We start from the raw sequence: 22572 nt of genomic DNA on the forward strand, positions 1-22572 counted from the left end.
CTTTACATCTGTATTATACTGTTATATACTGTTTATAGAAAGAGAGCGACGTCATGCATCTTATCATCAATCATTCATCAATGGTTCCTATTTATGAACAAATCGTAGAACAGATCAAAGAAGGAATCTTGAAACAGGAGTTAAAGGAAAACTATCCTTTACCTTCGGTTCGTACTTTGTCAAAAGAATTGAAAATCAGTGCCCTCACGGTCAAAAAAGCGTATGACGCATTGGAAAGTGAAGGTTTTATTTGTACAGTCCATGGCAAAGGCAGCTATATTGCCCCTGTGAATCCACAGCTTGTTTGGGAAGAACAAAGAAAAGAGCTGGAACAGGATTTGGAAGGCATTCTTCAAAAGGCAAAGCGGTTTGATATCACAAAGGAGGAACTCAAGGATTTGTTTTTACTCTTACTGGAGGAATCGTCATGTTGGAAGTAAAAGAGGTACAAAAACGATATGGTACATTTGAACTGGAGTGTTCTTTGACAATTTTGGATGGACAGATCACAGGATTGATCGGACAAAACGGAGCTGGAAAGTCAACTCTTTTTAAAGCCATTCTGGATTTGATTACATTAGATTCCGGAAGTATTCAAATTTTTGGAAAAGAACATCATGAACTGAGCGGAAAAGAAAAAGAGAAATTAGGTGTGGTCTTGTCCGATTCTGGATTTAGTGCATACTTAACGGTGCGTGATATCATCGCGATATTAAAAAACATGTACTCAAACTTTGATCTTTCTTACTTTCAGAAGCAAATGCAACGTTTCCAGCTTCCATACGATCAAAAGATCAAAGAGTTTTCGACAGGAATGAAAGCCAAATTAAAAGTCTTGATTGCCTTATCTCATCACGCCAAGTTGTTGATCTTGGATGAACCGACAGCTGGTTTGGATGTAATCGCAAGGGATGAGATCTTGGACTTGTTGCGAGATTATATGGAAGATGAAAATGATGCTTCGATCTTGATCAGTTCCCATATTGCCGAGGACCTGGAAAGCTTGTGTGATGATCTATATATGATTCATGAAGGAAAAATGATCTTCCATGAAGATACCGATGTACTTTTAAGTGATTATGCCATCTTAAAGATGAGTGAAGAACAGTTTAAGAAATTGGATACACAGTATATCCTAAAAGCTTGTAAAGAAGCATATAGCTATGCGTGTTTAACCAATCAGAAACAATATTATATGGAAAATGAACCGGGGATCACAATAGAAAAAGGAACGATCGATGCGGTAATCACGATGATGATTCGGGGGTATTCACTATGAAAGGCTTATGGATCAAAGATTTAAAGTTAATGACTGCACAAAAATATTTTTTCTTACTGATTCTTTTGATTGCGATCGGCATGTCGATATCGGCAGAAGATGTTTCCATGATGACATTTTCATTAGGATTTGTCCCCTTTGTGGTATCTCTATTTGGTTTAAGTACGATCAGCTATGATGAATTTGATAATGGTAATGCGTTTTTATTCACCCTTCCGATCACACGTAAAGAATATGTATTTGAAAAATATGCTTTATCCTTTGTGTTGGCGTTTGTTTCCTTAGTGGTGATGTTTCTATTCACGATTTTTATGGCCGCACAAAAAGGAATGCTGCTGGACTTTGACGGATGGATGATTCATTTTGGATTGTTTGCGTTAATTCTTCTTTTACAGGCTATCATGATTCCATTTCATTTAAAGTTTGGTCAGGAAAGAGGAAGAATTGCCATTATTTTATTGATTGGCGCATTACTGTTGATCGCAACGTTTATTCAGAAGGGCCTGGAGTTTATCGGAATCGACTGGATGCAGGTTCTTCAAAGCTTGCCCATCTTAGGACAGCAAACGATGCTTATATTGTTGTATGGTGTCAGTTTTGTGGTTTTGATAATTTCTTTAAAGGTTAGTATTCAAATCGTATCGAAGAAAGAGTTTTGATGAAGTGTCTTGTTAAAATATACAAAAATAAAAACTATGGTATAATACTTTCTAGGAGGCAGAAAGTATGGCCATAAATTTGAAGAATAGACCTAAAAAAGAGAAGAAAGCAGCACCGAAACAAGGACATAAAATTGTTTGGTTTACGCTGATCGTCATATTGATTCCTTTTTTGATCATAGGATATGTAATTTTAACCAGTTTGGGTGGACAAAATGAACCGGTTGTGGGGAATCGTTTTGATTCCAAGGATTTAAATCCCGCCATCACAAACGACCAGATTTCTCAGGTACAAACGGCAATCGCATCCATTGGCGGTGTTGAAAATGTCGAAGTGAATTTAAAGAGTGCGACATTGCGTATTTCTATTGATGTATCCGATGATGCGAATGCTGATACGTGCAATGCCGTAGCGCAGGAAGCCTATAATCAGGTCAATGGTATTTTACCGGTCGATACATACTTTACCAATACCGAAGAGGCAAAGATGTATGATTTGGAGATTGATGCCTATAACTTCTTATTGGATGATACACATACAGAAGGTCAGGTCGATATCAAGGTGTATAAATCCGGCGCCGGTCAGGTTGTTACGCAAAATATGACTGAGGCAAAGGATCCGGAATTGGCAGGACAGCTGGTTCGCTAAACGTGTGAATATAAAGAAAGCTTTAACACTGGATGAAAGTGTCAAAGCTTTTTTTTACAGCTTGGTAACTTTATTAAAGAAATAGAGTCCGATCAAAAACATGATAGAGATAGCGGCAACGCCTAAATTTTGATGGCCTGTCAGCTGTGTCACAAAGCCAATCAGGAAGGTTCCTAAGAAACTGGCTCCTTTTCCACAGATATCAAATAAACCAAAATATTCACCACTTGCGTTTTCCGGAATGATTTTGGCAAAGTAGCTTCTGGAAAGTGCCTGAATTCCACCCTGGAAGCATCCAACCGCAACAGCCAATAACCAGAATTCCCACTGTTTATCCAGCTGTATCGCAAATACCGCAATGCAGAAGTAGGCAACAATACAAATTTTGATCAGCTTGCCGGCATCCTGTTTCTTGGAAAGAATCGCAAATGTCAGACTGGCCGGAAAGGCAACGATCTGCGTCACTAACAAAGCCAACAACAAGCCGGTTGTGTCCAAGCCAAGGCTGGTCCCATAAGCGGTTGCCATATCGATGATCGTATAAACACCATCGATAAAGAAGAAAAAGGCCAGTAAGAATAAGAAGACCTTCTTTTGTTGGCGGGCATCTTTTAATGTTTTATATAAACGTACAAAGGTATCTTTGACCGGATGAGCTTTCGGTTCGATATAATATTTTTGTTTATAATGAAAAGCTAAAGGTAAAGTGAAACCGATCCACCATAAGGCATTGATCACAAAGGCAATCATCATAGCTGTATTTAAAGAAATGCCCAATGTTTCGTAAAGTAAGACAAAAACCAGTGAGATCAAAAAGGGAATACAGCTTCCGATATAACCCCAGGCATAGCCTTTTGAGGATACATTGTCCATTCGATCTTCTGTCGTGATATCCACAAGCATGGAATCATAGAAGATCAAAGACAGAGAATAACAGATCTTTGCGACAATAAATAAGATCAGAAAGCTTAACCAGTACGATGGAACCCAGAAACAGGCCAAAGCCAGGGCACCGCAAAGTGCTGAAAGAAGAAATACTTTTTTCTTTTTACCCTGATAATCTGCCAGTGTTCCCAGAATCGGGCCTAAGATCGCGACGGCCAGTGTGGAAATGGAGGTCGCATACGACCAATAGCTCAGATAGCTGGATTCGGGAATCCCCTGTGCACTGGAAATACTGTTGAAATAAATGGGAAGGATCGTGGAAACCAGAAGAATAAAAGCGGAGTTTCCTATGTCATAAACAACCCACCGTATTTCCTGACGGTTTAATTTAATTTTCATAGAATCAAAATCCTTTCATATCCTTATATTTATATAGAAAACTAGAAGGCGCTTTCTAAAAGCCATTTTATCATGAAATTAAAAAACAATCGTTAAAAAAAAGTAAATTAAAATTTAAGGTACTTACTTTTTTGAGCATTTTTTGATGATTTTTTCTTTGAATTGGTTATAATAATGGACAGGTGATTGAAAATGACAATTCGAATAGGGTTTGATATAGGGAGTACCACGATCAAAGCTGTGGTTTTAGATGAACAAAACAACATTTTATATAAGTCGTATGAACGACATATGGCCAAGGTTCGTCAAAAGGCATTAGAGAAGATCAAGGAATTAAAAGAATTCTGTAACGAGCCTTTTTCCTTTGCGATTTCCGGTTCAGGTGCTTTAGGCCTCTGTGAAGCCGGCCATCTTCCTTTTGTACAGGAAGTTTTTGCCTCGGCAGCAGCTATCAAGAAGTTTTACCCACAAACTGATTGCGCTATCGAGCTGGGAGGAGAGGATGCCAAGATCTTATTCTTTAAAGGCAGTCTGGAGCAGAGAATGAATTCGACTTGTGCCGGAGGAACCGGTGCGTTTATCGATCAGATGGCCTCTCTTTTAGATATGTCACTGGAACAGATGAACGAAGCCAGCTTCCAATGCCATAAGATTTATCCAATCGCCAGCCGATGCGGCGTTTTTGCGAAAACAGATATTCAGCCATTGATCAATCAAGGTGTGGATAAAGCGGATCTTTGCGCCAGCATTTTTCAGGCTGTGGTCAATCAGACAGTGACTTCTTTGGCACAAGGACGAAAAATTGAAGGGAATATTTTGTTCTTAGGGGGACCTTTATACTTTATGAGCGGTTTGCGCAAGCGTTTTGAAGAAACGCTGCAGCTTTCACCTGAACAAAGTACATGTCCTCAAACAGCCATTCATTTTGTGGCTTTGGGAACAGCACTTTGTGCTCAGGAGACATTTACCTATGACAATCTTGTGGAACGTCTGGACCAGCTGGTTCATATGCCGATGCAGATGGAATCCGGACAGCCGCTTTTTGAAAATGAGAAAGAGTATGAGGATTTCATCGCTCGTCACAAGATGCATGATGTGCAATACGACCAACTGGAAACGTATCAGGGAAAAGCGTATCTGGGTATTGATTCCGGTTCTACCACAACAAAGTTGGTCTTGTTGAGTGAAGAACATAAGATTTTATATGAAAGCTATACTTCCAATAAGGGAAATCCTTTAGATGTCGTTTTACAGGATCTAAAAGAAATTTATCAAAAAAATCCGAATATTCGTATTTTTGGTGCGTATTCAACAGGTTATGGGGAAGAATTGATGCGTGTGGCTTTCCATTTGGATGGTGGTATCGTAGAAACGATGGCGCACTATGTAGCTGCCCGTTATTTTAACCCTCAGGTTGATTACATCTTAGATATCGGAGGACAGGATATCAAGTGTTTTAAGATACGGGATGGACATATCGATGACATCGTATTAAATGAAGCTTGTTCCTCTGGCTGTGGCTCTTTTATTGAAACCTTTGCGAAGTCTTTAGGCTATGATGCCAAAGAGTTTGCGAAATTAGGTTTGAAGTCTAAGCATCCGGTTGATTTAGGAACACGTTGTACGGTCTTTATGAACTCTGGTGTCAAACAGGCTCAAAAGAATGGCGCTACGATTGAAGATATCAGTGCCGGTCTTTGTAAGTCGGTCGTAAAAAATGCACTCTATAAGGTCATTCGTGCCAGAAATAAAGAAGATATCGGTAAACATATCGTAGTTCAGGGGGGGACTTTCCAGAACGATGCAATTTTACGAAGCTTTGAACAGGAGTTAGGTTATGAAGTCATCCGTCCAAGCATTGCCCATTTGATGGGTGCTTTTGGGGCAGCTTTGTATGCACAAAAGCTGCATCGTACCAAGAGTGCGGTATTAGATGCCAAAGCGCTGGAGCAGTTTTCCCATACCTCTAAGTCTGTTGCCTGCAATGGATGTACCAATCACTGTTCCTTGACAATCAATGTTTTTAATGATGGTACACGTCTTATCGCAGGGAATAAATGTGACAAGATGATCAAAACTATAGAGAAAAAAGAAGAACTGCCAGATCTTTATAAAGAAAAGATGCAGATGTTGGATGAGCAGAAGCAGAAATACAAGCACGATCAAAAGATTGCCATGCCGCTTGTTTTGAATAATTATGATATGCTTCCATTCTGGACCAAGTTCTTTGACTGCCTGCAGATCGAAGTGGTATGGACGACACCGACAACGCAGAAGATGTATTACGATGGACAACAATCGATCCCCAGTGATACCGCCTGCTTTCCGGCCAAGGTCGTTCATGGACATATCGTACAGATGATCAACGGACAAGAAAATATCTTATTTTATCCGTGTATGACATATAATGTGGATGAACATCAAAGTGACAATCATTTTAACTGTCCTTTAGTTGCCTACTATCCGGAAAATATTGCGGCCAACATGGAATTTGGAGATAAGTTCTTCTTATATCCGTATATCAGCTTGGATGATGAAAACAGCTTTGCGAAAACGATGAAAAAAACGTTGGAGGAAGCCGATCTTCATTATACGAAGAAGCAGTTAAAAAACGCTTTACAGGAAGGTTTACTGGAACGCCAGCTGTTTCATGAAAAGTTAGTACAAAAGCATTTGGATGCGGTCAGTTATGCCAGAGCGCACCATCATCCGATGGTTGTATTATGTGGAAGACCTTACCATCTGGATCCTTTGATCAACCATCAAATCCACCAGCTTTTAACACAACTTGGTTTTGTGGTTTTAAGTGAAGAAAGCGTGCCGCGTCAAGATCGTCAGAAAGTCTATGTTTTAAATCAATGGACCTATCATGCGCGTTTGTATCAGGCGGCAAAATATGTCTGCGAAAATCCGGATATGGAGCTGGTGCAATTGGTAAGCTTTGGCTGTGGTATCGATGCGATCACCAGTGATGAAGTTAAAGATATCTTAAAAGATGCGGATAAATTCTATACTCAGATCAAGATCGATGAAATCGACAATCTGGGAGCGGCCAGAATTCGTTTACGTTCCCTAAAAGAAGCGATTGAAGAAGGAAAGGAGGACTAAAATGGCTACGCACTATACAAAGTTTGATAATGCGAAAAAAGATCAATATACCATTTTGGTTCCCGGCATGTTGCCGATCCACTTTCGTCTCTTGAAGCCAACCTTTGAACAAAGCGGCTATCATTTGGAAGTCCTGTCCAATGAAAGTGAACAAGTCAAAGAGGAAGGCCTGGCTCATGTTCATAACGATACGTGTTATCCGGCCTTGTTGGTCATCGGACAGTTTATCGATGCCTTAAAAAGCGGAAAATACGATTTGAATAAAGTGGCCTTAGTCATCACGCAAACGGCCGGAGGGTGTCGTGCCAGCAACTATCTTTCTTTATTGCGAAAAGCCTTACAGATGGAAGGTTGGGAGCATATACCTTGTCTTTCGGTCAATTTTTCCGGTCTGGAAAAAGACAGCGGCTTAAAGTTTACGATGCCGATGTTGTTAAGGGTGTTATATTGTGTCTTATATGGAGATGCTTTGATGTGGTTAAAAAACCAGGTCATGCCCTATGAGATGCATGCCGGAGACACAGAAAAGGTTATTGATGAAATCGTTGAATACTTGAAAAAAGAGCTGGAAGGGCAGGGCTATCGCAAGTCAAAGAAGATTTATAAGATGATGATCGAGCGCATGAAAGCCATTCCGCGAAGCGCAGAACCTAAGATTCGGGTAGGCATCGTGGGGGAAATCTATATGAAGTATTCACCTTTAGGCAATCATCATTTAGAGGATTATCTGATGCAGGAAGGCTTTGAACCGGTAGTGACCGGAGTGATGGACTTTGGTTTATACTGTATTGAAAATGGGATCATCGATTATGAGTACTATCATCGTCATGCCAAGACACATACCTTTTTTTCGCTTGCTAAATCGTTGATTATGCGTATGCAGAAGACCTTTGAGGAAGCGGTGAAAAAAGATGGAACATTCAGGGCACCGGAAGATTTTAATCAGGTGATCCGTGATGGAAAAGGCTTTATCGATCAGGGGGTAAAAATGGGAGAAGGCTGGCTTTTGACCAGTGAAGTTGTCTCGCTTGTCAAAAACGGTGTCAATAATATCATTTCGGCGCAGCCTTTCGGTTGTCTGCCCAATCATATCGTGGCCAAGGGTATGGTTCGAAGAATCAAGGAAGCGTATCCGTATGCCAATATCGTAGCCATCGATTATGATCCAAGTGCCAGTAAGGTAAATCAGGAAAATCGTATTCGTTTGATGTTGGCCAATGCGAAATTAAATGCCCAATAAATAAAAGAAGCTGTCATGCAGATGCCTTGTGCATCTAATCATTTCAGCTTTTTTTCATACTTTGTTGATGTACTTTTTCCATTTTTTCATCCAGTCTGGCACTCAGTAAAGCACATTCGAGCAGATCATCATTGATCGTTTTCAAAGTTTGCTCATCCAGTTCCTTTTTATAACGAATCTTGTGCTCCAAAGAAGCCCAGGAATCCATGGCTATGGTTCGAAACTGTACTTCGACATTCATGGAGCGTTTTTCTTCATGAAGAAAAATTGGCACTTTAACAATCAGATGCAGGCTTCGATAGCCATTTTCTTTAGGCGTTTTGATATAGTCTTTGATTTCTACCAGTTCTATATCATCCTGGGATAAAAGATATTCGGCTAATAAATAAATATCATTTTGAAACGAACAGATGACACGGATACCGGCAATATCAAACAGATTGGTTTCAATGGATTGCACAGTAAGCGGAAGATTTCGACTCTGCAGTTTATTGATGATACTTTCCGGGCTTTTTAAACGCGATTTGATCGTTTCAATCGGATTGTGTTCCCGTTCAATGGAAAACTCTTCATTGAGCACTCTGAATTTGGTTTCCACTTCCATAATAGCGCAGCGATAGTACGCCATCAATGTACGTAAAGGAATGGAATCTTCCTGAATCTGTTTAAAGAGCAGTACTTTGGCATCTTCAATGAGACAAGCATTATTTTCCATAATCGATCCTCCTGTATCAAAGTATCACAGAATGAAAGGGATTTCTATAAAGAAAGTTGAAATCTTTTAAAAATGCAATATACTAAAAATCCAGAGGAAGAGCATTATGAAGCGAAAAGAGATCAAACAAAAGGCAAAGAAAGTGATGAAACGACATTACGGCCTACTGATTGTCATCTGTTTATTATCGGCCCTTTTGGCCGGTAATCTGTCCAGTACATTCAGTACCGTGCAGACCAGCAATGAAAGTGCGTCTTTACCTTCACAATTAAGTGCAAATGAAGTATTACAAAATTTGATTGAAGAAGATTTGGATGCCGGCAAAGTTGTTGCGCATCAGATTCAACAGGAAGAAATTCAATCAAATTCCAGTGCTGTTTTTGGTAGAACCAACGGTGTGATGGCCGCCTTGGTGAATTCGATCAGTTCCGGATCAATTTATGTTACACTGACAGCCGGAATTCATACCATCATCGGCTCGGAGAACCTCTCGATCTGGTGCATGGTATTCTTAGTCATGGCTTTTTTCTTTCTGGCCTGGTTTTTTATTCAGAATATCTTTGCGGTCATCGTACAAAGAATGATTTTGGAAGCCAGAACGTATAAGTATGTGGCTCATGATCGGTTTTTATTTTTAAGTCGGGTTCGCAAATGGAGACATGTCGCCTGGGTACGCTTTGTGGAATATGTCTATGGAAGCTTATGGTCCTTGACGATCATCGGTGGTTTTATCAAGCATTACTCTTATTATATGATACCTTTTATCCTGGCGGAAAATCCAACCTTAAAAGCCAATGAAACGATTCGATTATCCAGAATGATGATGAAAGGGCATAAATGGGAGTGCTGTAAGCTGGAATTGTCTTTTCTTGGCTGGGATATGTTATCGGTGTTGACTCTGGGGTTGACCGGTATCTTTTACAGCGCACCGTATAAGGCTTGTGCTATGGCTGAATACTATGTCTATGTGCGCCAATGCAGCTTAGAAGCAGATTTATCATATCAAAAGTTTTTTAAGGATACCTATTTGTATAGACCGGCCATACCATCGCTTTTACAACAGGCCTATCCGGAAGGCATTCGCATGCATCAAAAGCCAAAGTCGCTGGGTGGCATACGGGGGTTTCTGGTAAACTGGTTTGGAATTTTATTGAAGAATGGAAAAGAAGAAAGGGAATATGAAAGAGCCAATCATCGCTTTTTACAATATGCGTCTTTAAAAAGGGAAATTGAAGGCTTACAGTATCCGACAAGATTGTTTCATATTCCGGAAACGGAAAAACGAAGTCGACTGGCATTGCTCGATCCCTTACGTGATTACAATATCTGGTCTTTGATTTTGATGTTTTTTATTTTTTCTGGAATTGGCTGGTTCTGGGAAGTCAGTCTGCATCTCATCACCGATGGTGTTTTTGTCAATCGCGGTGCTTTATATGGCCCATGGCTGCCAATTTATGGTTCCGGCGGCTTACTGATCTTAACTTTACTAAAGAGGTTTAGAACCAAACCGGCCTTGACATTCGTGTTGATCCTTGTCGTATGTGGTATCTTGGAATACACTACCTCTTATGTCATGGAAATGAATACAGGCTTAAAATGGTGGGATTACACCGGCTATTTTCTCAATGTGAACGGTCGTATCTGTGCCGAAGGTTTACTGGTTTTTGGTATCGGCGGCATGGCCTTTATTTATGTGCTGGCGCCGGTATTTGATGGCTGGATTCAGAAAATCAGACCGCTTGTCTTAAAAGCCATCTGCAGCTTATTATTGTTTGTGTTTATCTGTGATTCTGTTTATGCCCATTTTGTTCCCAATGCCGGTGAAGGAATCACGGATTATGAATAGGAGTTATTACATGGAATATTTATTGTTGGGGATTGCGATCGTTTTTGAAATCTTAGCCAGTTCGATGCTGCAGTCATCAGCCGGCTTTACCAAGTTAGGACCATCGCTTGCCTGTATCTTGTTTTACTCGATTTGTTTTTATGCGTTTTCCAAAGCGTTGTTAAAGATCAATCTATCAATTGCCTATGCTTCCTGGTGCGCCATTGGCATTGTCGCAACCACGATCATTTCCATCTGTATCTTTAATCAGAAAATGAGCGCTGTCGGCTTTTTAGGGATTGTATTGATCATCATCGGCTGTATTTTATTGAATTTATATGGAAATCCGCATGGATAAGACAATTTTAAAATTATTTGCTTGCATGCGATGACTTGACATGCTATTATGACAAAGCAAGTTTGTGCTTGCCCTGTATCTGTTTGACAGATACCGTAGTCCAAAGGGAGGTGTACAGAATGAAAAAATACGAAATCATGTACATTGTAAACGCATCTTTAGATGAAGAACAGTTCAAGGCTGTTCAGGATCGTCTGCACGCCACGATCACTTCTAACGAAGGTACGATCGATAAAGTAGATGACTGGGGAATCAAAGATTTCGCGTACGAAATTGACCACATGAAAAAAGGTCACTATGTCGTAATCAATGTTACTTGTGGAAATGAAGGAATTTTTGAATTCCAGCGTTTAGCTCGTATCAGCAACAACGTTATTCGTATCATGGTCGTTAAGACACAAGGCGAAGAATAAAAGAGGAAATCGATATGATCAATCGTGTCGTTTTAGTAGGAAGACTTACAAAAGATCCGGAATTGAGAAAAACACAGAGCGGAACCAGCGTTGTCAGCTTTTCACTGGCTGTCAATCGACGCGTACAGACACCGGGACAACCGGATGCGGATTTTATCAATTGTGTTGCATGGAACCGTTTAGCGGATCTGATGTGTCAGTATCTTCATCGTGGTTCTTTGATTGGTGTGGAAGGTCGTATCCAGACACGTAACTATGAAAACAATCAGGGACAAAGAGTATATGTAACGGAAGTGGTTGCGGATAATGTTCAGTTCCTGGAACCGAAAAATACGCAGCATGCACAATCCAATACTTATGGAGCCAATACATATGCACAACCGCAGGCTGCCATGGATCCATATGGACAAACGGCATCTTCTATGCCGGCTGCACAAGATCCGTTTGGTGCCGATTTTGACGCAAATGATACACTGGATATTTCCAGTGATGATTTACCATTCTAATAGAAAGGAAATGAGTTATGGCTTTTAAAAAACAACGCATGGGTCGTAAAAAAGTTTGTTACTTCACAAAGAACAAAATCAAAGAAATCGACTATAAAGATGTTGAATTATTAAAACGTTTTATCAACGCAAACGGAAAGATCATTCCTAGACGTGTAACAGGAACACGAGCCAAATACCAGAGAATGCTGGCTACGGCTATCAAACGTGCACGTCAGATGGCTTTATTACCATATGTAGTTGACTAAGGGCTTTGTTTAAAGTCCTTTTTTTTATTGGCATAATAGATTAAAATAAGCTATATGAAGACTTCATCAATTACAAAAGGCGCGATGTGTGTCGCCATTTACGGATTACTATTGCTTTTAAATCAACAAACCGGACTAATGATCGAAGCCAGTTTGAGCTGGGTCTTTATCATGCCGATCCTATTGTACAGTGCCTCGCAAGGTGTTCGTGCCGGTCTTGTCACGGGAATATCTATGGGTCTTTTAAGCTTTTTGTTTGGCTCCTTTACGACCTGGTTTTACAGTTGGAGCGCTCTTTTGATCGGATATTTGTATGGTGTCGGTGTTCATCAACAGTTTCGCCATCGCACCAACTTTTTTCTATGCTTTTTCTTTTCTACCGCAACCTATATTGCCATGGTGTATCTATGGGCTGCTTTGTTCGGTTTAGATTTACACGCAGATTTTGATGCCATTGCTTCCTGGATCTCCTTTATTGATTTTCAGGCATTCTGTGCTTTGTTTGTACTGTTTATGGGCTTTTTACAGGCACTTTGTGTACATTTACTGGCAATTTTATTGTGTAACCGACTGCATATTCCTATACGAGATATTGGCTCTTTAAAACAGATTCATGGCAATTCGACCTTTGGAATGATCAGTATCATAGTTTGGCTGTTGTTCTTTTTTGGACAAAATGTGTTAGAATATCCTATATGGCAAACGGGGTTACAAATTTGTTTTTTTGCCGATTGCATGCTGCTAAGCTTTTTTGGAGCTGTGGTCTTGATTGACTACGGGATCCGTCATAACATTCGAAAGTTTAGCTTCTTTGCGATTATCGGTGCCGTCATACCCGTTGTCAATTTAATTTGGATCTTTTTAGGCGAACTGGATTGTCTTTTTGCAATCCGCAAGAATTGGGATTTGAGAGGTTGATCATGAAACAGTTTCATAAATGGCGTTCTTTATTTGGCGCAGCGGCTTTGATTTGGATCGTTTTGGAAGCCATATCGATTATTAATGGATATTATTTTAGTGCCGGTTTTTTACTGTTGTTAGTTTTAGTGTTTGGAATCCCGTTTTTGGGATTTGTCAAAGATATTCGCGATTATGGGGTCAAGACCGAAGTGGATATTTCCCGTGTTTTGGGAAAAGATGCCAAGGAAGCCTTATCGTTTGGCGGTGTAGGAATCTTAACGTATAATAATGAATATGTTGTGACATGGGCTTCGGACTATTTTGCGCAAAAGGGGATCGATCTGGTCAATAAAAAGCTGACAAGCTGGATCGAACGGATTCGCATTTTGTTTGATGAAGATGTGGATGTGATTCGTGCTGAATACCAGGACACAGTTTATGAAATCACAAGAAAACAAGATTCTCAGCTTTTATTTGTCAAAGATATTACCCAGCTGGATGCCATGGAAAGAGAAGTTAATGAGAATCGTCTGGTCGTTGGCTTGGTTCAGTTGGATAACTATATGGAGTATCAGTCTTATGAAAACGAAGAACTGATGGCGCATATCAATACGCAGCTTCGCAGTCCGGTCGTTACCTGGGCGCAGGATAATGGTATCTTGATCCGGCGTTTGCGCAGCGATCGCTTTATCCTTGTTTTAAATCAGGAAATCTTTAAACGCATTCGTAAGCAGAATTTTTCAATTTTGCAGATCATTAAAGATAAGGCCAATCATATCGGTGTATCGATCACCTTAAGTATGAGCTTTGCCTATGGCACCAATGACTTTAAACTGTTGGATACAACAATCAATGAATTGATTGAGTTGGCGCAGTCACGCGGTGGCGATCAGGCAGCCATCAAGGATGTGAATGGTTCTGTAGAATACGTGGGCGGCAATTCAGAGATGAGCTCGGCACGTTCAAAGGTTCGTGTGCGCATTCTTTCGCAGACATTACAGGATGCGTTGAAAGAAAGCGATGAGATTTATATCGCCGGTCATATCATGTCTGATTTTGACTGTATGGGCGCCTGTTTAAGTATTTCAAGCTGGGCCCATACTTTAAAGAAGAATGTTTATATTGTCTTAAAGGATGTGCCAAGAGATGCCCAGCTTCAGTCTGTCATGGATCACTATATCAAGGTCATGAAGGAACGGCATGTCTTTATTACACCGGAGCAGGCAAGAGAACGCATGGATTTTGCCAAGGATTTGCTTGTGATGGTTGATCATGGAATCCCGGCCATCAGCAGCGCCAAAGAATTTGTGGAAGAATGCCAGCGGGTCATTGTGATCGATCATCATCGAAGAAATGAAAACTTCATTCGACATGCGATCTTAACGTATGTCGAAAGCAGCGCTTCCTCGACGTGCGAGTTGATCGTGGAAATGCTGCAGAATATTCCGGATCATGTGCCGATTTTTGAAGCCGAAGCAACTATCATGTATCTGGGCATCTTAGTCGATACCAATCGTTTTAAAATGCATACGGATGCCAGAACCTTTGAGGCGGCAGCAGCCTTAAATACATGGGGTGCTAATGTGAAACTGGCCGAAAAAGCATTATGTGAAGATTATGCCCACTTTACGCTCAAGCATAGTCTGATCCAGCTGGCAAAGCCTTACATGGATCATTTTATGATCGTATGTGAAGAAGAGAAAAAAGTGGATAAAACAACGTTGGCACAGGTCAGCGAAGCCTTATTGTTGATTAAAGGATGTACAGCAAGCTTTACGATTGCCCGCAGTAATGAAGAAGATGCACCGACTTGCTGCAGCGCCAGAAGCGATGGTACCTTTAATGTACAGAAAGTCATGGAAAAGCTCTATGGAGGCGGTCATTTCAGTGCGGCAGCCTCATCGACCAAAGAGCTTAGTCCGCAAGAATACAAACAAGCTTTATTAGAAATAATTAAGGAGGAAACAAGTCATGAAAGTCATCCTGTTGAGTGATGTAAAAAAAGTAGGAAAGAAAGATGATGTCGTTGAAGTCAGCGATGGTTACGCAAGAAATTTTCTGATCAAAAGAAAATTGGCGGTTGCTTATACAAAGGGAAGCAGTAAAATTTTAGACGAGCAGCTGGCGATAAAAAAAGAACATGAAGCACAGTTGAAAAAGGAAGCTGAAGCATTAAAGAAAAAACTGGAAACGATGAAGTTGGAATTTTCTTTAAGTGCCGGCAAGGAAGGACAGGTATTTGGTTCGATCTCTACGAAGCAGATTCATCAAGCCTTACAGGAAAAAGGAATTGAAGTCGATAAGCGTAAGATAAAGCTGGATGTTCCGGTATCTAGTTTAGGGACGACCAATGTAGAAGTGGATTTATATAAAGGCCAGGTTATAGGCACGATTCATGTCCACGTTTCACAGAAAGGGTAATTATGGCAAGAGAACTGCCAAATTCAAAAACATTAGAGCAGGCGCTTTTAGGATCTTTGATGGTGTATCCTTCTGTAATGCAGGAGTGTAATGATCTAGATTTACAGCCGGAAGAATTCTATCTTCCTTCTCATCAGCGTTTATTTAGCTGTATGCAGGAAATTACCCGAAATGGGCAGCCGGTTGATTTGAATTTGATCATCACACGATTAGCGGATAAGGAAGAACTGGATAGTGCCGGAGGAACAGATTATATTCTTTCTTTGGCGGATAGTGCCATTAGTAGTGCCAATACGCGTAATTACATTGAATCGATCAAAAATACAGCCCAGCTAAGAAGATTGATCTTTGCGGCGGAAAAGATTTCTAATGAATCGTACGATGCCAGTGAAGATATCGATACGATCCTAGATCAGGCAGAGCGCGGGATCATGGATGTGACAAGAATGCGACGAGGTTCGGAATTTGAGTCGTCACAGACGGTCATTCATCGTGTCATGGAGCAGCTGATCGAACTGCGCAGTAAAAAGGGCGTGACCGGTATTCGTACCGGTTATACGGACCTGGACCGGATCACTAATGGTTTTCAGCGTGGTGATTTGATCATTCTGGCGGCTCGTCCGGCCATGGGAAAGAGTGCATTGGCATTGAACTTTGCCAATGAAGTCGCCAAACTCAACGAGGGAGCTGTGGCCATCTTTTCGCTGGAAATGCCGGCGGATTCTTTAATGAAGCGTTTGTTGAGCTCGGAATCACAGGTGGCTTCCAATAAACTGCGGGATGGAAAACTAAGCGATGCCGAAATGTCCCGCTTAAACTTTAGCGGCAGCCAGTTAGGAGAAAGAAATATTTTTATTGATGATACAAGCTCGATTAAAGTTTCACAGATCTTTTCCAAATGCCGAAAGCTAAAGACGGAATATAATAGTCTTTCTTTGGTTGTAATCGACTATTTACAGCTGATTACCGGAACCAGAGCTGATTCCAGGCAACAGGAAGTATCCGATATTTCTCGAAATTTAAAAATTCTTGCCAAAGAGCTGGATTGTCCGGTCATAGCACTTTCACAGTTAGCGCGTAAGGTGGAAGAGCGTAACGATCATGAACCGCAGCTATCGGATTTGCGTGAATCGGGATCCATCGAGCAAGATGCGGATATCGTTATGTTTATTTATCGTGAAGATTATTATAAAAAGGAGCAGGATGATCAAGTTCCGGAAGATACATCAATCGTGGATCTTTCTTTGGCTAAACATCGAAACGGTGCTTTAGGAAAGATCAAGCTTGTGTTTGAAAAGAACATTTCTCGATTTACCAACTTTTCCAATCAAGGTGGCGATATTTATGAAGGTTGATTTGTTGTGCTCCGGTTCCAAAGGCAACAGCTGCCTGGTGCGAACACAAAGATCTTCAATCGTCATTGATTGTGGTTCAACTAAAAAGTATTTGATGGCAAGCCTGCAAAGCGTTTCTCAGGATATTCAAGCCTTAGATGCTTTGTTGGTTACACACAGCCATAAGGATCATATTTCGCAGCTTAAACATTTTGAGCATTTGCCAATCTACAGCTATTGTGATCTGGATGTGCAAGATCATCGGTGCATCAAGCCATTAGATCGATTTATTATTGGAGATATGCAGATCACAGTCATCGGGTTAAGTCATGATGCACCCAATACTGTGGGCTATGTGATCGAAGACGGATGCCAAAAGCTGGTCTATATAACGGATACAGGGTATTTGCCAAATCATGAAAAAGCGTATTTAGAAAATGCGGATCATTATATCTTTGAAAGCAATCATGATATGGAAATGCTGATGCATACCGCAAGACCGATGTTTGTCAAACAACGGATCCTTTCAGATTCCGGTCATTTGTCTAACGAAGATGCCAGTCACAATATTACCAGTCTTATTAATACGAAAACCAAAAATATCGTGTTGGCGCATTTATCACAGGAGGCCAATGTTCCAGAGCTGGCTTTGGATGTATTAAACGATACCTTCTTAAAGAAGGATTTACGATCATCAAATATACGAATTCAGGCGGCTCCGCAGTTTGGAATCGTTTCCATAGAAGATTAAAGTATCTGTCTTTAGGATGGATACTTTTTTTGATTGTAAAATAATTTAGATAACCTAAATTAAAATCCTATAAAACATGTGGTTTTTCGTTTCAAATTAAAGTTGGATAATGTTATAATCGGAGAAGTGAGGTTGGTGAAATTATGTTAACAGTATTCGATCATCCGCTGATCAAGCATAAATTAACAGTTATGCGAAACAAAGAAACAGGAACAAAAGACTTTCGTCAGAATTTAGACGAGATAGGTGGCTTGATGGTCTATGAGATCACAAGAGATTTGCCGTTAAAAGAGGTTGATATCGAAACACCGATCTGTGCGTATAAGGGAAGTACGCTGGCCAAAGAGGTTGTGATCGTACCTATTCTTAGAGCCGGACTTGGTGTTGTCAACGGAATTCAAAATTTGATTCCTACGGCAAAGGTTGCGCATATCGGTATGTATCGTGATGAAGAGACTTTAGAACCGCATCCATATTTTGAAAAGTATCCAAGCTGTATGGAGGATGCGTATGTCCTAATCGTTGATCCGATGTTGGCAACCGGTGGCTCCAGCATTGCGGCCATTGATATGGTAAAACGTCAAGGTTCTAAAAACATCAAGCTGGTATGCCTTGTCGGAGCACCGGAAGGGGTAGCAGCTGTGGAAAAAGCACATCCGGATGTAGATATTTACCTGGCTAGTTTAGATGATCATCTAAACGAAAAAGGATATATCGTTCCGGGACTGGGGGATGCCGGAGATCGTATTTTCGGTACGAAGTAATGCATTCCATCTTTCGTTTTGGAAGTGAATTGTTTGTCAGTATGCTGGTGTTTGTATGTTTAGGAATGTGGATCGATGATTCTTTTCATACAACACCGGTATTTATACTGGCAGGTGTATTTTATGCTCTCTTTGGCAGTTTTTACAGACTTTATGACAGACAGAGGAAATACCATGAATGAATTATCACAAATGTCATCAAAAATAATTCGATATACCTTGTATTATTCACTTGTTGTATCGATTTTTTTACTTTTTTTGTTATCTTTTGACATTTTAGTCTTTATTGGAGTGTGGATTGGGTGTATCCTATCTCTTATAGGTTTTGCCATGATCAAAAATATGGCACGATCTATCGCCCATGAAGAAAAGGCCGGTAAGCGACAGGGCTACAGTAATTATGCATTGCGTTATCTGCTGTATGCCTTCGTTATGGCAGTTTCTGTCTATCTGGGAATTTCCGTACTTGCGATTTTGGCGGGAATGCTTTGTCAGAAAGCTGCCTTATTGACCTATTCTTTTATAGAAAGGAAGAATTGATATGGAACAGCAAGTCAGTGCTCTTGAGATCACATTCGGCTCGTTTCATCTGGAGATCCAACAATCGATCCTGGTTTGGCTGGTTCTTTGTGTGATATTTGCCGTGTTCTTTATCTGGGCCGGGAAAAAGATCGATAAAGCCGATCCTTCTAAGGCCAGTACGGGTGTGGTCTATGTCTGTGAAGAGATCTTGAACTTAGTTTTGTATGTCATCAAAGGAAATCTAAGGGAAAAGACCAAGCGTTATCTTCCATTCTTTGGAACTTTGATCTTGATGATGCTTGTCAGTAACCTGATCGGTCTAGTGGGACTGCAGAATCCTACAAGCAATGTCAGCTTCAATGCGACGCTTGCCGTAACGATTTTCTTTATGATCCAGATCAACGGTATTAAACGAGCCGGACTCAAGGCAAGAATTAAAAGTTTGTCAGAGCCTATGGCTATATTACTGCCTATGAATATCGTTGGTGAAATCGCTTTGCCGTTATCGATGACAATGCGACTGTTTGGAAATATTTTGGCCGGATGCATCATTACGATGCTTATATATACACTTATGAAATCCGTGATGCCGTGGGGCGTACTAGGGTTTATATTCACCCCTTTCCTTCACGCTTTTCTGGATATATTTACCGGTGTGATTCAAACGTATATCTTCTTTACGCTGGGATCCTTCTTTCTGGGGCAGCAGGTCAGTGAAGAAGAAGCTTAAAATCAGGAGGAGACAACAATGGAATTTAATGAATTTTTCGTACAAGGTATGGCTTTATTAGGAGCTGGTATTGCGATGGTTGCCGGTTTTGGTCAAGGTATCGGTGAAGGCTTTGCGGCTGGTAAAGGTGCCGAAGCTGTAGGACGAAATCCGGAAGCCAGTGGAAAGATCCAGTCGATCATGGTGTTGGGTATCGCCCTTGCCGAAACAACAGGTATCTTTGCGTTGGTTGTCGCAATATTGTTGATTTTTGTGAAAGGGTAAGTCGAGCACAGGTTTTCGGTTATGGATGCATTTACTATAGAAAACTATTTACGAATCAGCCTGACCGATGTCATTCTTGTAATGATTTCTACGATCTTGATCGTATTGATCGCAAAGAAATTTTTCTGGTCGAAACTGGTGGCTTTTGTCGAAAAACGACAGCAGCTGGTTCAGGCCAATATCGATTCTTCGCTGGCTTTGAAAAAAGAAGCTGAAGATTTAAAGGATCAGTACAACAAACAGATCATGAGCGCCGGACAGGAAGCAAACGTCATTTTGGAGAATGCACGTGCCCAGGCTACACAAGAGAAAAAACAGATCTTATCAAAAGCACATCAGGAAGCCGTGCTTCTGAAACAAAAGGCACAGGAAGACATAGAAAGAGAAAAGCGTAATGCGCAAAATTCTATGAAGGATGCCATTGGTGAGGTGGCAGTGGATGTTGCCAAACGATTTGTTGCCGATCAAATGGATGAAGAAACGCAGAAGAAATATGTCGATGATTTTCTTTCTGAGGCAGGCGATAAATCATGGTAGATTATTCTACATCGTTTGCAGCGGCGTTATTGGACGTTGCCACAGAAGAAAACTGTGAAAATACGGTCTATGATCAACTTCAACAGTTGGCAAATATTTGGGAAGAGAATTCGGATCTTCAAAAGATGATGAAGCATCCGGAGCTAAAAAAACAGGTTAAGCTGGATATGATTCATTCTGTGTTTCAGAAAAAGTTGCATCCTGTTTTACTGCGCTTTCTGGAAGTGTGCATCGCACATGACCAGGCTGGAAATATTTCGCAAATTGTGTCCGTTTATGAGAAGAAGCGTCGTCAGGCAAACAATATTGAACTGGTGAAAGTAGAGTCAGCCACAACATTGGATCAAAAGCAGACTGACTCGTTGATACATGTACTAGAAGAGCGTCTTCAAAAGAAGGTGGAGCTTCAGGTGGAAGTGGTACCGGAGCTGATAGCGGGTCTTCGAGTGCAGACGGAGAATCTTGTTTTAGATAACAGTGTTTTATCGCGCATGAATGCGATCAAAGAGAAACTAAAACATATTGGATAGAGGTGAAAGTATGACATTGAATCCTGCTGAAATCAGTAATCTGATCAAAGCACAGCTCAAAAATATAGATCAGAGCCTTGAAATGGATGAAAGCGGAACCGTATTAAGCATTGGTGACGGTATTGCCAATGTGTATGGCTTGCAGAATGCCATGATGTCTGAATTGTTGATCTTCCCTCACGATGTTTACGGTATGGTCATGAACCTGGAAGAAGATCAGGTGGGTGTCGTACTGATGGGAGACAATGCAGATATCAAAGAAGGGGATCTGGTCAAAAGAACCGGCCATGTCATTGAAGTTCCTGTAGGAGATGCTTTGTTGGGGCGTGTAGTCAATGCGCTTGGACAAGCCATCGATGGAAAAGGAGATATCGTCTCGGATAAGACAAGACCGGTAGAACGTGTCGCACCGGGTGTTATGACACGAAAAAGCGTTTCCGAGCCATTACAAACAGGCTTGAAAATTATTGATTCGATGATCCCGATCGGACGAGGACAGCGTGAGCTGATTATCGGTGACAGACAAACCGGTAAAACGGCGATTGCGATTGATACGATCTTGAATCAAAAAAATGAAAATGTGAAATGTATCTACGTGGCCATCGGGCAAAAGGCCAGCACGGTCGCACAGATCGTTGAAAAATTAAAACAACATGGAGCTATGGATTATACGACGATTGTTGTATCAACAGCCAGTGATCCGGCACCGTTACAGTATTTGGCGCCTTATGCCGGTTGTGCAATCGGTGAAGAATGGATGGAACAGGGACAAAATGTATTGATCATATATGATGATTTGTCCAAGCACGCTGTGGCATATCGAACCATGTCTTTGTTGTTGCGTCGTCCTCCGGGACGTGAAGCTTATCCGGGTGATGTATTCTATTTACATTCTCGTTTGTTGGAAAGAGCAGCCAAATTAAATGATGAATATGGGAATGGTGGTTCTTTGACGGCCTTACCAATCATTGAAACACAGGCCGGAGATATTTCTGCCTATATTCCGACAAATGTTATTTCGATCACAGATGGACAGATCTTCTTAAAAACAGATATGTTCAATGAAGGCGTTCGACCGAGTGTAGATAGTGGTTTGAGTGTATCCCGTGTTGGTTCGGCTGCACAGATCAAAGCGATGAAGCAAGTTTCCGGTTCTTTAAAACTGGAACTGGCGCAATATCACGAAATGGAAAGCTTTGCCAAGTTTGGTTCGGAGTTGGATGCCAGCACAAAAGAAATTCTGGAACATGGTGCCCGTTTGACGCAGCTTTTGATTCAAAAACAGTATGCGCCTATGCATGTCAGTGAACAAATTGTCAGTCTGTATGCCGCAAAACATGGCTATTTGAAGAATGTAGCCATCGATCAGGTTTGCCGATATGAAGAAGAGCTTCTTTCCTTTGTCCGTCGTCAGCATCCTGAGATCTTACAGGCTATCGATACGAAAAAAGAGATCGATGATGAGCTTGACGGACAACTGAAAACTGCCTTAAATGCGTTTGGTGCTCAGTTTGCACTTTTAGGAAGGTAGTACC

General features: G+C 41.0%; 26 protein-coding genes. 24 read left to right on the forward strand and 2 right to left on the reverse strand.

Annotated elements, in window-relative coordinates; all coding sequences use genetic code 11:
• Window positions 1–53 precede the first annotated feature (53 nt).
• The 4 genes from G413_RS0105685 to G413_RS0105700 all read left to right on the forward strand — a co-directional run bounded on the left by G413_RS0105685 (window position 54) and on the right by G413_RS0105700 (window position 2587).
• Window positions 54–440 (forward strand): GntR family transcriptional regulator, encoded by a 387-nt coding sequence (locus tag G413_RS0105685; protein ID WP_022789962.1) that lies wholly within the window; start codon window positions 54–56, stop codon window positions 438–440.
• A complete protein-coding gene (locus G413_RS0105690; protein WP_022789963.1) occupies window positions 428–1279 on the forward strand; it encodes an ABC transporter ATP-binding protein in 852 nt (283 codons plus the stop codon). The genes G413_RS0105685 and G413_RS0105690 overlap by 13 nt, the downstream gene beginning before the upstream one ends.
• The gene (locus G413_RS0105695) at window positions 1276–1938 is read left to right on the forward strand and encodes an ABC-2 transporter permease (RefSeq protein ID WP_022789964.1); all 663 of its coding nucleotides are present in this window, start codon (window positions 1276–1278) and stop codon (window positions 1936–1938) included. The genes G413_RS0105690 and G413_RS0105695 overlap by 4 nt, the downstream gene beginning before the upstream one ends.
• A 67-nt stretch (window positions 1939–2005) precedes the next feature.
• Window positions 2006–2587: a hypothetical protein gene (locus tag G413_RS0105700; RefSeq protein WP_022789965.1), complete on the forward strand. Its 582-nt coding sequence runs from the start codon at window positions 2006–2008 to the stop codon at window positions 2585–2587.
• A 54-nt stretch (window positions 2588–2641) separates the two neighbouring features.
• Here G413_RS0105700 and G413_RS0105705 read toward each other — a convergent pair whose 3' ends face one another.
• The gene (locus G413_RS0105705; RefSeq protein WP_022789966.1) at window positions 2642–3871 is read right to left on the reverse strand and encodes an MFS transporter; all 1230 of its coding nucleotides are present in this window, start codon (window positions 3869–3871) and stop codon (window positions 2642–2644) included.
• 192 nt (window positions 3872–4063) lie between these two features.
• Here G413_RS0105705 and G413_RS0105710 point away from each other — a divergent pair, with 192 nt between their 5' ends.
• Window positions 4064–6979, forward strand: a complete 2916-nt coding sequence (locus G413_RS0105710; protein ID WP_022789967.1) for an acyl-CoA dehydratase activase — start codon at window positions 4064–4066, stop codon at window positions 6977–6979.
• A 1-nt stretch (window position 6980) separates the two neighbouring features.
• Window positions 6981–8219: a 2-hydroxyacyl-CoA dehydratase gene (locus tag G413_RS12475; protein ID WP_022789968.1), complete on the forward strand. Its 1239-nt coding sequence runs from the start codon at window positions 6981–6983 to the stop codon at window positions 8217–8219.
• A 43-nt stretch (window positions 8220–8262) separates the two neighbouring features.
• Here G413_RS12475 and G413_RS0105720 read toward each other — a convergent pair whose 3' ends face one another.
• Window positions 8263–8934, reverse strand: coding sequence for a GTP pyrophosphokinase (locus G413_RS0105720; RefSeq protein ID WP_022789969.1), 672 nt, complete (start codon window positions 8932–8934; stop codon window positions 8263–8265).
• 106 nt (window positions 8935–9040) lie between these two features.
• On the opposite strand from G413_RS0105720, the gene G413_RS11070 reads away from it, so the two are divergent.
• From G413_RS11070 to atpA, 18 genes are all read left to right on the forward strand, one after another.
• Window positions 9041–10780 (forward strand): DUF975 family protein, encoded by a 1740-nt coding sequence (locus G413_RS11070; protein ID WP_022789970.1) that lies wholly within the window; start codon window positions 9041–9043, stop codon window positions 10778–10780.
• A 10-nt stretch (window positions 10781–10790) separates the two neighbouring features.
• Window positions 10791–11117, forward strand: a complete 327-nt coding sequence (locus G413_RS0105730; protein ID WP_022789971.1) for a DMT family transporter — start codon at window positions 10791–10793, stop codon at window positions 11115–11117.
• A gap of 119 nt (window positions 11118–11236) precedes the next feature.
• Entirely contained in the window at window positions 11237–11530 is a 294-nt protein-coding gene (gene rpsF, locus G413_RS0105735; protein WP_022789972.1) for a 30S ribosomal protein S6, read from the forward strand.
• Between the two features lie 14 nt (window positions 11531–11544).
• Window positions 11545–12036, forward strand: coding sequence for a single-stranded DNA-binding protein (gene ssb / locus G413_RS0105740; protein WP_022789973.1), 492 nt, complete (start codon window positions 11545–11547; stop codon window positions 12034–12036).
• A gap of 17 nt (window positions 12037–12053) precedes the next feature.
• Window positions 12054–12284, forward strand: a complete 231-nt coding sequence (gene rpsR / locus G413_RS0105745) for a 30S ribosomal protein S18 (RefSeq protein WP_003864783.1) — start codon at window positions 12054–12056, stop codon at window positions 12282–12284.
• A gap of 54 nt (window positions 12285–12338) precedes the next feature.
• Window positions 12339–13202 carry an energy-coupled thiamine transporter ThiT gene (locus G413_RS0105750; protein ID WP_115240824.1) on the forward strand — a complete coding sequence of 288 codons (864 nt, stop codon included), beginning with the start codon at window positions 12339–12341 and terminating at the stop codon, window positions 13200–13202.
• Window positions 13203–13204: 2 nt separating this feature from the next.
• Window positions 13205–15178 carry a GGDEF domain-containing protein gene (locus tag G413_RS0105755; RefSeq protein ID WP_022789975.1) on the forward strand — a complete coding sequence of 658 codons (1974 nt, stop codon included), beginning with the start codon at window positions 13205–13207 and terminating at the stop codon, window positions 15176–15178.
• The gene (gene rplI / locus G413_RS0105760) at window positions 15156–15605 is read left to right on the forward strand and encodes a 50S ribosomal protein L9 (protein WP_022789976.1); all 450 of its coding nucleotides are present in this window, start codon (window positions 15156–15158) and stop codon (window positions 15603–15605) included. The genes G413_RS0105755 and rplI overlap by 23 nt, the downstream gene beginning before the upstream one ends.
• A 2-nt stretch (window positions 15606–15607) precedes the next feature.
• Window positions 15608–16960, forward strand: coding sequence for a replicative DNA helicase (dnaB, locus tag G413_RS0105765; RefSeq protein ID WP_022789977.1), 1353 nt, complete (start codon window positions 15608–15610; stop codon window positions 16958–16960).
• On the forward strand, window positions 16950–17690 hold the full coding sequence (locus tag G413_RS0105770; protein WP_022789978.1) for an MBL fold metallo-hydrolase: 741 nt from the start codon (window positions 16950–16952) through the stop codon (window positions 17688–17690). The genes dnaB and G413_RS0105770 overlap by 11 nt, the downstream gene beginning before the upstream one ends.
• Before the next feature lie 143 nt (window positions 17691–17833).
• Window positions 17834–18454 (forward strand): uracil phosphoribosyltransferase, encoded by a 621-nt coding sequence (gene upp, locus G413_RS0105775; protein ID WP_022789979.1) that lies wholly within the window; start codon window positions 17834–17836, stop codon window positions 18452–18454.
• Window positions 18454–18636 carry an AtpZ/AtpI family protein gene (locus G413_RS0105780; protein WP_022789980.1) on the forward strand — a complete coding sequence of 61 codons (183 nt, stop codon included), beginning with the start codon at window positions 18454–18456 and terminating at the stop codon, window positions 18634–18636. Before upp ends, G413_RS0105780 begins: the two co-directional genes overlap by 1 nt.
• Window positions 18637–18796: 160 nt before the next feature.
• Window positions 18797–18994, forward strand: a complete 198-nt coding sequence (locus G413_RS12090) for a hypothetical protein (RefSeq protein ID WP_147285012.1) — start codon at window positions 18797–18799, stop codon at window positions 18992–18994.
• 1 nt (window position 18995) lies between these two features.
• Window positions 18996–19706 (forward strand): F0F1 ATP synthase subunit A, encoded by a 711-nt coding sequence (gene atpB / locus G413_RS0105790; protein WP_022789982.1) that lies wholly within the window; start codon window positions 18996–18998, stop codon window positions 19704–19706.
• Window positions 19707–19724: 18 nt separating this feature from the next.
• Window positions 19725–19970 carry an ATP synthase F0 subunit C gene (atpE, locus tag G413_RS0105795; protein WP_022789983.1) on the forward strand — a complete coding sequence of 82 codons (246 nt, stop codon included), beginning with the start codon at window positions 19725–19727 and terminating at the stop codon, window positions 19968–19970.
• 21 nt (window positions 19971–19991) lie between these two features.
• The gene (gene atpF, locus G413_RS0105800) at window positions 19992–20507 is read left to right on the forward strand and encodes a F0F1 ATP synthase subunit B (protein ID WP_022789984.1); all 516 of its coding nucleotides are present in this window, start codon (window positions 19992–19994) and stop codon (window positions 20505–20507) included.
• Window positions 20501–21037 carry an ATP synthase F1 subunit delta gene (gene atpH, locus G413_RS0105805; RefSeq protein WP_022789985.1) on the forward strand — a complete coding sequence of 179 codons (537 nt, stop codon included), beginning with the start codon at window positions 20501–20503 and terminating at the stop codon, window positions 21035–21037. The genes atpF and atpH overlap by 7 nt, the downstream gene beginning before the upstream one ends.
• Before the next feature lie 10 nt (window positions 21038–21047).
• Window positions 21048–22568 (forward strand): F0F1 ATP synthase subunit alpha, encoded by a 1521-nt coding sequence (gene atpA / locus G413_RS0105810; protein ID WP_022789986.1) that lies wholly within the window; start codon window positions 21048–21050, stop codon window positions 22566–22568.
• The last annotated feature ends 4 nt before the right edge of the window (window positions 22569–22572 follow it).

Source organism: Faecalicoccus pleomorphus DSM 20574, from assembly GCF_000420345.1.
Classification (GTDB): domain Bacteria; phylum Bacillota_I; class Bacilli_A; order Erysipelotrichales; family Erysipelotrichaceae; genus Faecalicoccus; species Faecalicoccus pleomorphus.

Coding starts and splice junctions, on each gene's coding strand:
- atpF (WP_022789984.1), top strand. CDS start 19,992: ATGGATGCATTTACTATAGAAAACTATTTACGAATCAGCCTGACCGAT.
- G413_RS0105755 (WP_022789975.1), top strand. CDS start 13,205: ATGAAACAGTTTCATAAATGGCGTTCTTTATTTGGCGCAGCGGCTTTG.
- G413_RS0105685 (WP_022789962.1), top strand. CDS start 54: ATGCATCTTATCATCAATCATTCATCAATGGTTCCTATTTATGAACAA.
- G413_RS0105780 (WP_022789980.1), top strand. CDS start 18,454: ATGCATTCCATCTTTCGTTTTGGAAGTGAATTGTTTGTCAGTATGCTG.
- ssb (WP_022789973.1), top strand. CDS start 11,545: ATGATCAATCGTGTCGTTTTAGTAGGAAGACTTACAAAAGATCCGGAA.
- atpB (WP_022789982.1), top strand. CDS start 18,996: ATGGAACAGCAAGTCAGTGCTCTTGAGATCACATTCGGCTCGTTTCAT.
- G413_RS0105750 (WP_115240824.1), top strand. CDS start 12,339: ATGAAGACTTCATCAATTACAAAAGGCGCGATGTGTGTCGCCATTTAC.
- G413_RS0105720 (WP_022789969.1), bottom strand. CDS start 8,934: ATGGAAAATAATGCTTGTCTCATTGAAGATGCCAAAGTACTGCTCTTT.
- G413_RS0105730 (WP_022789971.1), top strand. CDS start 10,791: ATGGAATATTTATTGTTGGGGATTGCGATCGTTTTTGAAATCTTAGCC.
- dnaB (WP_022789977.1), top strand. CDS start 15,608: ATGGCAAGAGAACTGCCAAATTCAAAAACATTAGAGCAGGCGCTTTTA.
- atpA (WP_022789986.1), top strand. CDS start 21,048: ATGACATTGAATCCTGCTGAAATCAGTAATCTGATCAAAGCACAGCTC.
- G413_RS0105700 (WP_022789965.1), top strand. CDS start 2,006: ATGGCCATAAATTTGAAGAATAGACCTAAAAAAGAGAAGAAAGCAGCA.
- G413_RS11070 (WP_022789970.1), top strand. CDS start 9,041: ATGAAGCGAAAAGAGATCAAACAAAAGGCAAAGAAAGTGATGAAACGA.
- G413_RS0105705 (WP_022789966.1), bottom strand. CDS start 3,871: ATGAAAATTAAATTAAACCGTCAGGAAATACGGTGGGTTGTTTATGAC.
- G413_RS0105695 (WP_022789964.1), top strand. CDS start 1,276: ATGAAAGGCTTATGGATCAAAGATTTAAAGTTAATGACTGCACAAAAA.
- G413_RS12090 (WP_147285012.1), top strand. CDS start 18,797: ATGGCACGATCTATCGCCCATGAAGAAAAGGCCGGTAAGCGACAGGGC.
- rplI (WP_022789976.1), top strand. CDS start 15,156: ATGAAAGTCATCCTGTTGAGTGATGTAAAAAAAGTAGGAAAGAAAGAT.
- atpH (WP_022789985.1), top strand. CDS start 20,501: ATGGTAGATTATTCTACATCGTTTGCAGCGGCGTTATTGGACGTTGCC.
- upp (WP_022789979.1), top strand. CDS start 17,834: ATGTTAACAGTATTCGATCATCCGCTGATCAAGCATAAATTAACAGTT.
- rpsR (WP_003864783.1), top strand. CDS start 12,054: ATGGCTTTTAAAAAACAACGCATGGGTCGTAAAAAAGTTTGTTACTTC.
- G413_RS0105710 (WP_022789967.1), top strand. CDS start 4,064: ATGACAATTCGAATAGGGTTTGATATAGGGAGTACCACGATCAAAGCT.
- G413_RS12475 (WP_022789968.1), top strand. CDS start 6,981: ATGGCTACGCACTATACAAAGTTTGATAATGCGAAAAAAGATCAATAT.
- atpE (WP_022789983.1), top strand. CDS start 19,725: ATGGAATTTAATGAATTTTTCGTACAAGGTATGGCTTTATTAGGAGCT.
- rpsF (WP_022789972.1), top strand. CDS start 11,237: ATGAAAAAATACGAAATCATGTACATTGTAAACGCATCTTTAGATGAA.
- G413_RS0105690 (WP_022789963.1), top strand. CDS start 428: ATGTTGGAAGTAAAAGAGGTACAAAAACGATATGGTACATTTGAACTG.
- G413_RS0105770 (WP_022789978.1), top strand. CDS start 16,950: ATGAAGGTTGATTTGTTGTGCTCCGGTTCCAAAGGCAACAGCTGCCTG.